The following is a 14,057-nucleotide window of genomic DNA, read 5'->3' as shown; positions in this document are numbered from 1 at the left end:
AAATAATTTCTGGAAATAAATTTTGTAGATGTAGTATATACAAAAGCAGCGCTTGGATGTCCAAGCGCTGCTTTATAGTGCCAATAAAATATTGAATTAGATGCTATCTGCTATTTTTTCATTTTTCGTGAGCAACCAGGTTATACCGAAAGCCACTAGGGAAGGTACTACCCAGCCCAATTCATATTGAAAGAAAGGAATTTGATGTAGGGTGTTCAGACCGGCTTCGTCAAAGACATTGAAATGTTTTGCTAGCGAGAGGCAAGCGACCACCGTTGCAGCAATCAATGCGGCCACATATGGTTTCTTGTTCTTCACGTAAGCACCAAAGAATACGGTATATAACACTAAAGTGATGACGATAGGGTATACAAAAGTTAATATCGGATAGGCAAATGTGATGATGTTATCCACACCGGTAATGGATAGGATACAGGAAACAATACAGCAAACCGTAACCAATAGCTTGTAGCTTAGTTTACCTTGAGTTAGATCTGTAAAAAAGGTACCTACAGCGGAGGTTAAGGCAATAGCTGTAGTCAGACATGCCAAGGCGATACTGATCGCAATGGCGATCATCCCGAACGGGCCAAGAATAGATTTGGCAATATGGATCAACAGTTCAGATCTTTTCATCGTGAGATCCTCGATGCCTGAAGTTGCTCCTAAATAAATCAGCCCCCCATAGATGATAAACAGACAAATAGCGGAAAGTAAGCCAGCCGTGATCACCACTTGGTTTTTGGCTTTCATTGTGGTGTAGCCTTTTGTCCGGGAAGCGGTAATGATAATACCTGCAAAGATTACTGAGGCCAAAACATCCAATGTTTGGTACCCTTCTACAAAACCCAGAGTAAAGGATTCTGCGGTATTTAATGCTTTTTCGCTGAAGCCTGCGATCGGTGCAAAAACTCCTACGGCAATGAGACTGACAAGCAGTACTAATAATAAAGGCGTTAATAGGTTGCCAATGATATCAACCACTTTGGAGGGTGCAATCGTAAGCAACCAGGTGATCGCAAAGAAGGCAATTGATGTCCAAATCGGGCTGGAACCTGGGAAATTGGGGAGGATGCCCACTTCAAATGTCGTGGCCGCGGTACGCGGGATTGCGATCAAAGGACCGATACAGAGCATGATCACCGTCCCAAGGACTGGTGAAAGGAATTTGTTGATCCTATTGCCCAGGTCTTGAAAATCCTCACCGGAGTTCACTACGGAAAGAATTCCTAAGAAGGGCAATAATATTCCGGTTAATCCGAACCCGAGGATGGTAATCCATACGTGGTTTCCAATCTGTACGCCGATATAGGGCGGAAGTAATAAGTTGCCGGCGCCAAAGAACATGGCAAATAGGGCAAATCCAATGGTGACAATATCTCTGGTTTTCTTCAAAATAGGTTAGTTATAAAATATATCAATTAATTGTTTGGCTTCTTTCACATCATGCACCCGAAGGATCTGAACACCACGTTCGAGGAGTAAGGTGTTTAGCGCAATGGTGCCGGGGAGGACTTGATCTGGTGTTGTGCCCAATTTCTTGTAGAGCATGGATTTCCGGGATATGCCCCCCAAGATGGGCAGTCCGAAATAGGCGAGTTCATTGACACGCATCAATAGGTCATAGTTTTGGTCAATGGTCTTGGCAAAACCGTAACCGGGATCGAGAATGATGTCTCTTACGCCCATGGAGCGCAATTTGGCAACACCATGTCCCAAGCTGACCGCTACATCGTTCACGACGTCCGTATAATCCGTCATGGTTTGCATGGTCTTTGGTGTGCCCCGCATGTGCATCAGGATATAGGGTACCTGTAGTTTTGCGACCGTATCGAACATCCGCTCGTCAAGAGTGCCCCCCGATACATCGTTGATGATGTGGACTCCTGCCTGAACGCATGCCTCCGCAACATCCGCACGAAAGGTATCGATGGAAAGGATGACATGGGGTAGGGCGGTCCGTATGGCTGCTATAGCAGGTAAGGCCCTGTCAATCTCTTCCTGTGCCGATATTTCCTGCGCACCTGGCCGGCTGGAATAGGCGCCGATGTCAAGGATGTCTGCCCCTTCCTGCACCAAGTGCTGTGCATGTGCCAAGGCTGCCGCTGCGCCCTGATGCTGACCACCATCGTAGAACGAATCGGGCGTCAGGTTCAGGATACCCATTACTTTCGGTTTTTCAAAAGTCATGAGCGTGCCGCGAAGATTGATGCTTTGGCAGGAAGTGGTCTTAAAGACTGTCATTTACATATGCTTTTAAATAAATAAGGCTGCAAATTTTCATTTGCAGCCGCCAAAATAAGTGTTTTGTTCTTACTTTACAACTAGAACCCCATCAGCAACGATGGAAATGTCTTTTCGAGGTTTGGTAATCTTAGCAATTTCTTCCTTGCTCTTGCCCATATCCTCTGCATAATGTTTCTGCCATTCGACAGTCGTCTCCTTTACTTTTGCACGTCCTTCCAAAACCACTGTTTTTCCAGTGATATCCTGAGGAAGGAAGTAAGCATAATCGGTAAAGCGAACCATGATAGGCTCTTGATCGCCTTCACGCTTCAACGTGATGAAACAACCTTTTTTCTTGCAGACCTGAATAACTTCACCTTCGATTTTACCGGTGTAATTGTCTTTGCTGGCAAGGGCCTTCTCCAATTGCTTAACGGAAATAGCACCTGATTTGTCAATCTTCTTGCCATAGCTTACGCCAACTTTTGCAGGTTGGATGGAAGTCTGTGCGTTGCTGATCGCGATGAACGCGAACGCAGCTACAAATAATGCGATGAATTTTTTCATATTATTTTCGTATAAATTCAAATTTACCACTCGGATCCAACTTCATGATCGTTGAAGCTGTACCCTTCGTTGCTTCATGTTGCCCAAATTGGACCACATAATCAACACCATCAATAATCTCCTGCGCAATTTCATGGAAGTTTGCTGCAGAAGCCTGACCACTGATATTAGCCGAGGTAGAAACAATGGGTTTCCGGAATCGCTGTAACAGAGTCTCGCAGAAAGGATGGTTCACGACACGGATGCCGATGCTGCCATCTTCCGCTACCACATTTGGCGCAAGGTTCTTCGCATTGGAATAGATGATCGTCAGGGGCTTATCCGTTGCTTCTATCAATTCATAAGCGACCTCTGGTACTTCCTGTACGTAGGATTGCAATTGATTGTCCGTGCCTAGGAGTACGATCATACTCTTGCCTTTATCGCGGCCCTTCAACTGGAAAATTTTCTCCACGGCCTCCGGATTCGTCGCATCGCAACCGATGCCCCAAATGGTATCCGTTGGATATAAGATCAAGCCGCCAGCCTTCAGTGTTTCCAAAGCCGCATTCAGATCTGCTCTATCGATCGCTACCCGTTGCATTTTCTTAAACCGCTACGTTATGATCGCGTAATGCATTGTTCAAAGAAGTCTTTTTATCTGTAGACTCTTTACGCTGACCAATGATCAATGCACATGGCACCTGGTATTCTCCCGCTGGGAATTTCTTTGTGTAAGATCCAGGGATCACAACGGAACGAGCCGGTACATACCCTTTATATTCTACAGGTTCAGGACCCGATACATCGATAATCTTGGTGGATGCCGTAAGGACCACATTTGCACCCAATACCGCTTCTTCTTCCACGCGTACGCCTTCTACCACAATGGCTCTGGAACCCACGAAAACATTGTCCTCGATGATCACCGGAGCAGCTTGTACAGGCTCCAATACACCGCCGATACCAACACCACCGCTAAGGTGAACATTCTTGCCGATCTGCGCGCAGGAACCTACCGTTGCCCAGGTGTCAACCATCGTGCCTTCGTCAACAAAAGCACCGATGTTCACGTATGAAGGCATCATGATTACGCCTTTTGCCAAGTAAGCACCGTAGCGAGCAGAAGCTCCAGGTACCACACGAACACCCAATTCCTTGTAGTTGGTTTTCAACTTCATTTTATCGTGGTACACAAAAGGGTCATTCTTGATAACTTCCATATTACGAATAGGGAAATACAGAATTACAGCCTTCTTGATCCAGTCATTGACATGCCATGTTTCACCAATTGGCTCCGCAACACGCAATTCCCCCTTGTCCAGGTGCTGAATTACGAATTCAATGGCTTCATAATATTCTTTATATTCTAATAATTGTCTATTTTCCCAAGCTTCTTCAACATGTTTCTTTAAAATGCTGCAGTCTATCATAATATTCTTGAACTAAATTAAATAATCGCAAATATGAGCAATTTTGCTGATATGTAGGTGTGGATGAGTCGCAAAATTGAGATTTATCCCTATTTTTGTACTATGGCAGAAGCAGGAGAGAAACTACGGATTGATAAATACTTATGGGCGATACGGATCTTCAAAACACGGAGTCTGGCAACCGAAGCTTGTAAGGCCGGGCGGGTGAAATTGAACGGGCAGAATGTGAAGCCTTCGGCAGTCGTCAAAATTGGTGAAACATATTCGATACAGAAAGGTATCGAAAGAAAGGTTATCTTCGTAACGGGTTTGTTGGAGCGTCGTGTCGATGCAAAAACAGCGGTACAGTTTTATGAAGACCAAACACCAGTAGAAGAAACCTATGCATTTAAATCTACTTTCCATGCGCCAGCCCTGAAAAGGGATCGCGGAACGGGAAGACCTACAAAAAAGGATCGTCGCGAAATCGATGATCTGCGTAGCGATTGGTGGGATGATGAGAGCAATGAAAAACAGTAGAAAACTTAAATTTTTTATCCTATATAGTATTTGGTGTTTTGTTTCACTTGCAGGTTTGCAGGTGAGGGCAGAGGATATTGACATCAGTCCGACCGACTCCGTGGAGCGGGAGCTCCAGAAGACACTGGGACGCAAATTGGAATTCGAGAAGGTCAAGCTGATGGAAATCTTCGACCTGAAAAGCCAATTGAAACTTAATACTACCATGCCCGAGCAACGGTATGATGTGCTCATGAGCATCTACCAAGCCTACCGTCCCTATCAAATCGATTCTGCCATCTACTATGTCAGCGAGGCCCGAAAAATTGCGGAGGGGCTGAAAGATGATGATAAAGAGAATGAAGTCGCCATCAACTTGGCGGGCCTTTACTCTTCGGCAGGACGATTTATCGAAGCCAATGATATGCTAAAGAATATCCGCCGGTCGGGGATACCCGATTACCAGCTGGTGGACTATTACAGAGCCTATTCCGATTTCTATTCCCATTATGGGCAAAGTACAAATCACTACCAATATTTTAGCCAGAGTGAAATCTATCGGGATTCGCTACTGAACGTGCTTCCAAAGGATTCCGAGGAATATCGAATCAGTGCGGCCACACGTGCCCTTTTTAGCTTAGACTATGACAAAGCGGAGCGGCAATTGTTGCAGCTGTTGAATGAATATAAAGAGCCGCATCCAAAGCGTGCCGTAATTGCCTATTTCTTGGGGCTATTGCACAAGAACAAAGGTAACCGCGAAAAAGAAATCTATTACTTGGGACTTTCAGCTATCACCGATATCAAGAATACCGTAAAGGATAATGCATCCCTGCAGAGTCTGGCCCTGGTTTATTTTGAGAAAAACGACATCGACAAAGCTTACCTCTTTATTCAGCAAGCTATGGAAGATGCACTCTTCTGTAATGTACGGTTCCGTACGATCGAGAACTCTTCTTTCTATCCGATCATCAATTCTGCCTTCCAGGATAAGGAAACTGCCCGGAAAAATCAATTGAAGACCTTCCTGTACATCATCAGTATCATGGCGGTGCTGTTGCTTCTGGCCTTAGCCGTCCTCTATCGGCAGATGAAAAAGCTCAATAAGACCCGTCAAGATTTGAAAGCCCTGAATTCGGAACTCCAAGGATTGAACGGTGAGTTGCTAAAAGTGAACCAAGATCTGCAGGAAGCCAACCACATTAAAGAAGAATACATGGCCCAGTTCTTTGAATTGTGCTCCGCCTATATCGATAAATTGGACAATACCCGGAAGGGGATCCTCAAGAAAATTTCCAATAAGCAGTTCGATGACCTGAATAAGGAATTAAAGTCTCAGGATTTTATCAATACCGAACTCGATGATCTCTATCATAATTTTGATGTGATCTTCCTGAATTTATACCCGACCTTTATCCAGGAATTCAATAAGCTGTTGAAACCAGAGGAACAGTTGCACCTGAAACCGGATGAACTCCTGAATTCGGAGCTCCGTATCTTTGCCCTAATCCGCCTCGGAATTTCGGACTCCACCAAGATTGCCCGCTTCCTAAGGTACTCCCTGCGGACGGTTTACAACTACCGTGTGAAGGTGAGAAACAAGGTGCTGGGATCCAAAGAAGACTTCGATGAGCAGATAAAAGCCATAGGAAACCTCAAATTTTAGCAAAAAACCCTTTACTTTTTTAAATCAAAATAGCCCGTAATTCCTTGTTATTGCGTGATTATTGCTGTTTTTGGTTTACTTTTTTGATTTCGACCTTTACAAAAGCTTAATATCATCTTCATCCCTACTTAACTTTGTGCTAAAGAAGTTTAGGTGTATCCTGAATTGTTTTATTAATCTAATAACTACTTATAAGTCCTATGAAGCTTTTTACCAAAGTTACTACTGGTCTTTTGCTTTATTTCATTACGGTTTGTTTTTCTGTTGCCATGGCACAGAGTACGATCAACGTAAATGGTAAAGTTATCGACGAGGCTACCAATGAACCAATCATTGGCGCAACAATTACGCTCATCGGGGGAGCAGCATCTACATCCTCGGGGAACTCGGGGGATTTTACGCTGGAGCGGATTCCTGCAAATTCTAAACTTCGTGTTTCCTATTTGGGCTATGAAAGCCGTGAGGTGATCGCACAAGATGGCGAAATGACGATTGCTTTGACATCCTCCACCAACACACTTGAAGATGTCGTGGTCATCGGTTATGGTGCCGTAAAACGTAAGGATGTGACAACAGCGATCTCTTCCGTTTCCTTGGAAGATTTAAATGAGCGCCCGGTTGTCAATGCTGGTCAGGCCATCCAAGGTCGGGCTGCCGGTGTATCCGTTACGCAACCCTCAGGAGCACCAGGTGGTGGAACATCCATCCGAATCCGGGGTACCACGTCATTCAACGGAAGTAACGATCCGTTATATGTTGTAGATGGTGTACCTGTAGATAACATCAATTTCCTTTCCCCAACCGATATCGCCGATATGCAAGTATTGAAAGATGCTTCCTCGGCAGCGATCTATGGTTCTCGGGCAGCAAATGGTGTGGTATTGATCACTACAAAACAAGGTCGCGTAGGTGATGCAAAAATCTCCTTCAACATGTTGGCAACACAGAACCGTGTAACCCATAAGTTGGAACCTTTAAATTATGCACAGTACAAGGACCTTATGGATGAGATTGGCATGATCAATCTACCTTCCAATTTAAGCGATAAAACCAATTGGTTCGATGAAACGTTCCAGAATGGATCGATCCAAAATTATCAGGTCTCTATCTCTGATGGTACGGAGAAGTTAAAGTACTTCCTTTCCGGAGGTTATATCAACGAAAAAGGGATTATCAATACCGCATTCTATAAACGTTATAATTTCCGTGCAAATGTGGAGAATAAGGTTCGTGACTGGTTAACAGTGAATGCGAACTTCTCGTATGCAGATTACAACGGCAATGGTATCGTTGAAGGAACAGGTTCCAACAGAGGTGGTGTAGTCATGGCGACAATCAATACGCCAACCTATGCGCCTGTTTGGGATCCTTTTGCCGCTGGTCAATATTACAATCAGTTCTACGGATTGAATATTACAAGCCCATTGGAAAACATGGCGCGCACGGCAAACAACAAGAACCGTGAAAACAGATTGGTTGGTGCAGCAAGCGGAACGATTCATATCTTACCGGAGTTGAACTTTAAATCATCTTTTGCTTTCGACAGAAGGAACGCTCTTTCTACCACGTTCTTGGATCCGTTATCCACGACATGGGGGAGAAACCAATATGGTGAAGCTTCTGACTCCCGTAACATGAATACGGTCCTTACGTTTGATAATGTATTGAATTACAATAAAACAGTTGGTCTGCATACGTTTGAAGCGATGGCAGGTTCATCGTGGACCAGTTCACAGTATACCAACAGTTATATCAATGGTTCATTCTTCAGAAATGATCTGATCCAAACATTGAATGCAGCGAATAGAATATCGTGGACAGGTACTGGATCGGGTGCGTCGAACTGGGCAATCATGTCTTATTTCGGACGTCTATCCTATAATTTTGACGGTAAATACCTTGTAACTGCCAATCTACGTACGGATGGTTCGTCAAAATTAAATCCAAATGATCGTTGGGGAGTATTCCCTTCTGTTTCTGCAGCATGGAGATTGTCTTCCGAGGACTTCCTAAAAGACGTATCTTGGTTGAACGACTTGAAAATCCGTGGTGGTTGGGGACAAACAGGTAATCAGTCCGGTATTGGCGATTACTCCTACCTGCAATTGTACAACATCACGCGTTTGCCGTGGTTTGAAACAGACTACGACTTGGCGGTGCCGACCATTTCCGCAGCGAACCTGAGAACACCGGATTTAACCTGGGAAACAACCACGCAAACGAATATCGGGGTAGACTTTACAGGTTTCAACCAGCGTTTGACCGTGAACTTGGATTATTACTACAAGCGCACCAAAGACATGTTGATGTATGTGACGCTTCCTCCAGGACAGGTGTCCAGCACAATTACCCGTAATGAAGGGGAGATGTCCAACCGTGGATTTGAAGCCAATGTGAACAGTAAGAACATTGTACAGGATGATTTCAAATGGAACACCAACTTCAATATTTCCGTGAACAGAAATAAATTGGAAAGCTTGGCGCTTCAAAAGATTTACCCTGCAGCGAGAACCGTGGAAGTGGTGAATGATTATGTGGTACGCAATCAGCCGGGTATGCCAATGGGAAGTTTCTTTGGGTATATCAGCGAAGGGGTGGATCCGGAAACTGGAGATATGATCTATAAGGACATCAATGGCGATGGCCGTGTATCTTCTTCTGACCGTACCTTTATCGGTGATCCGAATCCAGATTTCACATTTGGTCTAACCAACGATTTCTCCTACAAAGGATTTAACTTAAGCATATTCCTACAAGGAAGCTACGGTAATGATGTGTTCAACGCATCCCGTATGGATACCGAAGGAATGTACGACGGTAAAAACCAATCCACACGCGTATTGCAACGTTGGAGAGTACCTGGCCAGATTACCGAAGTGCCACGTGCAGGATACAACATGTTGAACTCTACTTACTTTATTGAAGATGGTAGCTACCTGCGTGTGAAAAACGTATCCCTATCATACAATATCAAAGCACCTGGATTGAGCCGATTGGGCATCAATAAATTGCAGCCATTTATTTCGGCTTCCAACCTATTGACGTGGACCAAATACACAGGTCTAGATCCTGAAGTGAACCAGTATGGTAATAGCGGAGCGGTTCAAGGGATCGACTGGGGAACCTATCCACAGAGTAAGTCGTTTATCTTGGGCTTAAGTGTAGAATTTTAGAATAATGAAGGAAATCATGAAAAGAAACTATATATATCAACTGCTGGTCTTGCTTACGCTGACAGTGAGTAGCTGTTCTTTAGATAAGGATCCCCTAGATGCTTATTCTGATGTGACGGAAGGGGTGAATGAAGAAGGCGAGAAAGTTGTTTTCAAAGATCGTGCAGCCGTGGAATCCCACTTGAGGACCATCTATAACCAGATGCGCGATCGTCAGGAGCATTGGTACCTGGATCAGTTGCTGATCGCAGAGTCCCATTCGGACAATGCCTATGCGGGAACTACAGGAGCTGAGGTTGTGCCATTCGAAACCAATGGGATCGAAGGTTCCAACTCCGTTGTGGAACGTGACTGGAATCGCTTTCTGGAGGATGTTGCCCGTGCAAATCTCCTGATTGTCAATGTAGACTCCGTACAGGATAACAGCTTGACATCGGCATTGCGTGCACAGTATAAAGCTGAGGCAAAGATCTTCCGTGCGATGATCATGTTCGATATGGTGCGTTTGTGGGGCGATATTCCAATCGTCACTACTGTAGCGGGTGATATCACTGCAGAATCCATTGAGGATGTATATGATGATTACTTCCCGGATCAGAAACCAGAGAAGGAAGTGTATCAGCAGATCGAAAAGGACCTGTTGGAAGCCATTCCTGCAGCACCTTCTAACGATAGCCAGAATAAAACGAAGTTCACCAAATCCGTAGCCAAGGCATTACTTGCGAAGGTATATGCGGAAAAACCGCTTCGCGACTACGCGAAGGTGGTGCAGTATGTGGATGATCTTACTGCAGATGGTTTCGCATTGGAGGCTGATTTCACCAATCTATTCGGTGTTGTTGAAGGCTCCGCGGATGCAAAAGTCCGTAACTCCAAGGAAAGTATCCTGGAAGCACAATTCTTTGCCGGAAACGGAAACTGGGTAACCTGGATGTTCGGTCGTGACCTTTCCAATTACAACTCCAATTTCACCTGGGCAAAGTGGATTACGCCATCCCGCGATCTAATCAGTGCCTTCAATAGAGAGAATGATCAGATCCGTTTTGGCGAGTCTGTCGTGTATTATGCAGCTTCTTGGAGCAATTACTATCCTGCTGCGAATTATCCTTTTATGTATAAAACGCGCTCGGCATACAGCAATATCATCAAATTCCGTTATGCAGATTTATTGCTCTTGAAAGCGGAAGCCTTGATCATGCGTGACGCTCCGGATTTAGCTGGTGCAGCAAGCATTATCGATAGAATCCGCGAACGCGTGAAATTACCTCGTCTATCGAGCGCCGTAAAAGGCAGTAAGGATGCGATGTTGAATGCCTACCTGACCGAACGTCGATTGGAATTGGCATTTGAAGGGCAGCGTTGGTTCGACCTTGTCCGTTTGAATAAGGTAGAATCCGTAATGAACGCCGTATATGCAAAAGATTCAGGAAGAAAAGCACAGGTGTACCAGTTCAATGAAAACTCGTATCGCATGCCTATTCCACAGGCGGTCATCGATCAGAATCCAGAAGGTATTAAACAAAACTTAGGCTATTAAGAAATAACATATGAATACGTTAAAGAAATACATTTTTGCAGCAAGTTTGTTCTCGTCAATTTTAACAGCTTGTGGCAATGACAATATAAACGGTGGCGATCCGGTGGTTCCTGTGGGACCTACTTCCGGAGACGTCAAGATCTACACCACGACAGGCTCTCAGAGCCATGACTTCACAAAAACGTTTGTGAATTTCAGCAAGACAACCAATATGTCGCAAATGACCATCAAATTGGATGAAAGCAAGACTTTTCAGACCATGGATGGATTTGGATCGGCAATAACCGGTTCTACAGCTTATAACTTGTTGAAGATGAACCAAGCTGACCGGACCAAATTCTTAACAGAAACATTCTCCCCAACGGAGGGAATGGGCCAGAGCTATATCCGTATCGCAATTGGCTGTTCAGATTTCTCTTTGGATGAATATACACTTGCCGATAAACCAGGCATTGAAAACTTCGCCCTACAGGAAGAAGAATTGAAATATGTGATCCCGGTTCTGAAGGAAATCTTGGCGATCAACCCTACGATTAAAATCATGGGTTCGCCATGGACTCCACCGAAATGGATGAAGGTGAACAACCTAACCGAACTGAAGCCTTATGACTCCTGGACAGGCGGTCATTTGAATCCTAAATTCTACCAGGATTACGCAACTTACTTCGTGAAATGGATTCAGGCCATGAAGGAGCACGGGATAAACATCTATTCCATTACACCTCAGAATGAGCCATTGAACGATAAGAACTCAGCATCCTTGGTGATGTTCTGGAACGAGCAACAAGCTTTTGTGAAAACAGCGTTGGGCCCAAAATTGAAAGCCGCAGGTTTGAACACAAAAATCTATGCCTTTGATCATAACTACAATTATGACGATATGCCTGAGCAACAGGATTACCCGATCAAGATTTTTGAAGATCCTGCAGCAGCAGCGTATTTCGCAGGTTCTGCATTCCACAACTATGGTGGTGATAAAGCAGAGTTGTTGGATATCCATGAAAAAGCTCCTAACAAGGACATCATCTTTACAGAAACATCGATAGGTGTGTGGAATGAAGGACAGGTTTTGGGAAAACGCCTGATGGAAGATATGCGTGAGGTTGCATTGGGAACCGTGAACAATTGGAGCAAAGGGGTAATCGTGTGGAACCTGATGTTGGATTCTGAAAAAGGTCCGAACCGCGATGGTGGCTGTCAAACTTGCTACGGCGCAGTGGACATCAGCAAATCTGATTACAAAACGATCCGCAGAAATTCCCACTATTACATCATCGGTCACCTATCATCGGTAGTGAAACCTGGTGCTGTACGCATTGGAACTACGGGTTATACAGATAATGACTTGGTATATACCGCATTCAAGAATGCTGATGGTTCATACGCATTTGTGTTGATGAACTCAGGAGGGGAGTCTAAGCACATTATGCTTGAAGATGGTAAGAATCATTTTACATACAAAGTTCCAGCTGGAGCGGTTGTATCATATACTTGGAAGAAATGAGAAAAGTAATCAATTATTCAGCCTTATTGGTCCTGTTTGCCTTGTTGTTTTCATGCAAAGAGGACGAGTTAATCGTGCCATATGGGGAAGGGGACCCAACGATTGAATTGAAGCAAAGCCCGAAAACGGCCTTGTTTGGGGATAGTTTGCAGTTTACCGTGAATGTGGCAGACCAAAGCATTGATCTATCGACCCTGAAAGTAGAATTGCTTTTCAGTGAAGAAAATGTTTCCGAAATCAAGATCCGCACCAAAGAAAACGGTGAATATTCCGGAAAGCTATTCGTTCCTTTCAAAAAGAACATTCCCAACGGTACAGCCATTTTGCGCTATACTTTAGAGAATGTACAAAGGGTCAAGGAAGTACACGAAGAGCAGATTACGCTAAGTAGACCGGATTTTCCGTATCTGACGTTAGTTGCCGGTACGACCAAATACCGCATGGAACGCGTGGCTACGAATCAATATGAATTGACACAGGAACTTCCGATGAAGGTTTCCGGTTACATTGAAGCACCTAAAGTGGGCAACCTTGGAAATATCATCCAATTTGGCTACGAGAATAACGCGGTTGTTCAGGGCATCAATACCCCAATTCCTTTCTCGAATACATCTGCCGGTGTGTACACTATTGCGTTCAATACCTTGACGTATGAAGCAAGTCCATTCCTGATCGGATATTCCATCAATGGTGAAAGCATGAAGATGGTGAATGAGAACCAGTATGCTGTTGACTTGAATGTAACACAAGGCCAAGAATTGGAAATCGAAGGTATCGAAGGATTCAATGCATGGTGGTTGGATAAAGATTTCATCCGTGAAGAGGGTGGAAAATATTATGTCAATGCCATGACTGGTAAATACAGATTCACTGCGGACTTCGATAAGGAATACATGAAGATCGAACCGATGTCTGGAAATGACTTGGCGCACTTGAATGCTGACGGAACCGGAGCAATCTGGATCATTGGTGAGGGAATCGGTAAGCCATCCGTTGCGGCGAATGAGGTCGGCTGGGATACCGGCAAGGCCATCAGTTTGGCGCCAATGGGCAATAAGAAATACCAAGTTACCGTGGTTGCAGGACAAACTATAAAAACGGATAACATCAACTTTAAGTTCTTCCACCAAAAAAATTGGGGTGGTGAATTTAAACATACAGATATTACGACCAACAGTGACGTTGTCTTTGTCGGCGATGGATCAAACGGCCGTGATTCTGGAAACCTTGGACTAAGTGCAGGGAAAACATTGGAAGCAGGAGCAACCTATGTCTTTGTTGTAGACTTGTCCGAAGGGAATAATAAAGCGAAACTTACGGTTACTAAACTATAAGCTTACAATTAATTTTCAATCATTAGGGGTGGATTTTAGGCGTTTTCACCCCTTTTGTTATTTATAGGGATTATTCGTACTTTGTCATAAATCATAGCTTATGAAAAGTACCCACATCATTTTGCTAACCCTAATTAGCA

General features: G+C 44.3%; 11 protein-coding genes. 6 read left to right on the top strand and 5 right to left on the bottom strand.

The window, feature by feature from the left end:
• Positions 1-96: 96 nt before the first annotated feature.
• The 5 genes from brnQ to G6N79_RS01640 all read right to left on the bottom strand — a co-directional run bounded on the left by brnQ (position 97) and on the right by G6N79_RS01640 (position 4,205).
• Entirely contained in the window at positions 97-1,395 is a 1,299-nt protein-coding gene (gene brnQ, locus G6N79_RS01660) for a branched-chain amino acid transport system II carrier protein (protein ID WP_200818743.1), read from the bottom strand.
• Positions 1,396-1,401: 6 nt separating this feature from the next.
• On the bottom strand, positions 1,402-2,244 hold the full coding sequence (gene folP, locus G6N79_RS01655) for a dihydropteroate synthase (protein ID WP_103904871.1): 843 nt from the start codon (positions 2,242-2,244) through the stop codon (positions 1,402-1,404).
• A 69-nt stretch (positions 2,245-2,313) separates the two neighbouring features.
• Positions 2,314-2,793 carry a DUF4920 domain-containing protein gene (locus tag G6N79_RS01650; RefSeq protein ID WP_103904870.1) on the bottom strand — a complete coding sequence of 160 codons (480 nt, stop codon included), beginning with the start codon at positions 2,791-2,793 and terminating at the stop codon, positions 2,314-2,316.
• A gap of 1 nt (position 2,794) precedes the next feature.
• Positions 2,795-3,376: an L-threonylcarbamoyladenylate synthase gene (locus tag G6N79_RS01645; RefSeq protein ID WP_103904869.1), complete on the bottom strand. Its 582-nt coding sequence runs from the start codon at positions 3,374-3,376 to the stop codon at positions 2,795-2,797.
• 4 nt (positions 3,377-3,380) lie between these two features.
• Positions 3,381-4,205 carry a 2,3,4,5-tetrahydropyridine-2,6-dicarboxylate N-succinyltransferase gene (locus G6N79_RS01640; RefSeq protein WP_200818742.1) on the bottom strand — a complete coding sequence of 275 codons (825 nt, stop codon included), beginning with the start codon at positions 4,203-4,205 and terminating at the stop codon, positions 3,381-3,383.
• A gap of 102 nt (positions 4,206-4,307) precedes the next feature.
• Here G6N79_RS01640 and G6N79_RS01635 point away from each other — a divergent pair, with 102 nt between their 5' ends.
• The 6 genes from G6N79_RS01635 (at position 4,308) to G6N79_RS01610 (ending at position 13,917) form a co-directional block, all read left to right on the top strand.
• On the top strand, positions 4,308-4,724 hold the full coding sequence (locus G6N79_RS01635; protein ID WP_103904868.1) for an RNA-binding S4 domain-containing protein: 417 nt from the start codon (positions 4,308-4,310) through the stop codon (positions 4,722-4,724).
• On the top strand, positions 4,711-6,369 hold the full coding sequence (locus G6N79_RS01630) for a DUF6377 domain-containing protein (RefSeq protein ID WP_103904867.1): 1,659 nt from the start codon (positions 4,711-4,713) through the stop codon (positions 6,367-6,369). The genes G6N79_RS01635 and G6N79_RS01630 overlap by 14 nt, the downstream gene beginning before the upstream one ends.
• 200 nt (positions 6,370-6,569) lie before the next feature.
• The gene (locus G6N79_RS01625) at positions 6,570-9,542 is read left to right on the top strand and encodes a SusC/RagA family TonB-linked outer membrane protein (protein ID WP_103904866.1); all 2,973 of its coding nucleotides are present in this window, start codon (positions 6,570-6,572) and stop codon (positions 9,540-9,542) included.
• A gap of 16 nt (positions 9,543-9,558) precedes the next feature.
• Positions 9,559-11,079: a RagB/SusD family nutrient uptake outer membrane protein gene (locus G6N79_RS01620; RefSeq protein WP_103905070.1), complete on the top strand. Its 1,521-nt coding sequence runs from the start codon at positions 9,559-9,561 to the stop codon at positions 11,077-11,079.
• A gap of 10 nt (positions 11,080-11,089) precedes the next feature.
• Entirely contained in the window at positions 11,090-12,583 is a 1,494-nt protein-coding gene (locus tag G6N79_RS01615; RefSeq protein ID WP_103904865.1) for a glycoside hydrolase family 30 protein, read from the top strand.
• Positions 12,580-13,917 (top strand): DUF5125 domain-containing protein, encoded by a 1,338-nt coding sequence (locus tag G6N79_RS01610; RefSeq protein WP_103904864.1) that lies wholly within the window; start codon positions 12,580-12,582, stop codon positions 13,915-13,917. The genes G6N79_RS01615 and G6N79_RS01610 overlap by 4 nt, the downstream gene beginning before the upstream one ends.
• The last annotated feature ends 140 nt before the right edge of the window (positions 13,918-14,057 follow it).

It is taken from the genome of Sphingobacterium lactis (genome assembly GCF_011046555.1).
Lineage (GTDB): Bacteria > Bacteroidota > Bacteroidia > Sphingobacteriales > Sphingobacteriaceae > Sphingobacterium > Sphingobacterium lactis.
Note: the sequence above shows the minus strand (reverse complement) of the source record. Positions and strands in the feature narration are given on the sequence as shown.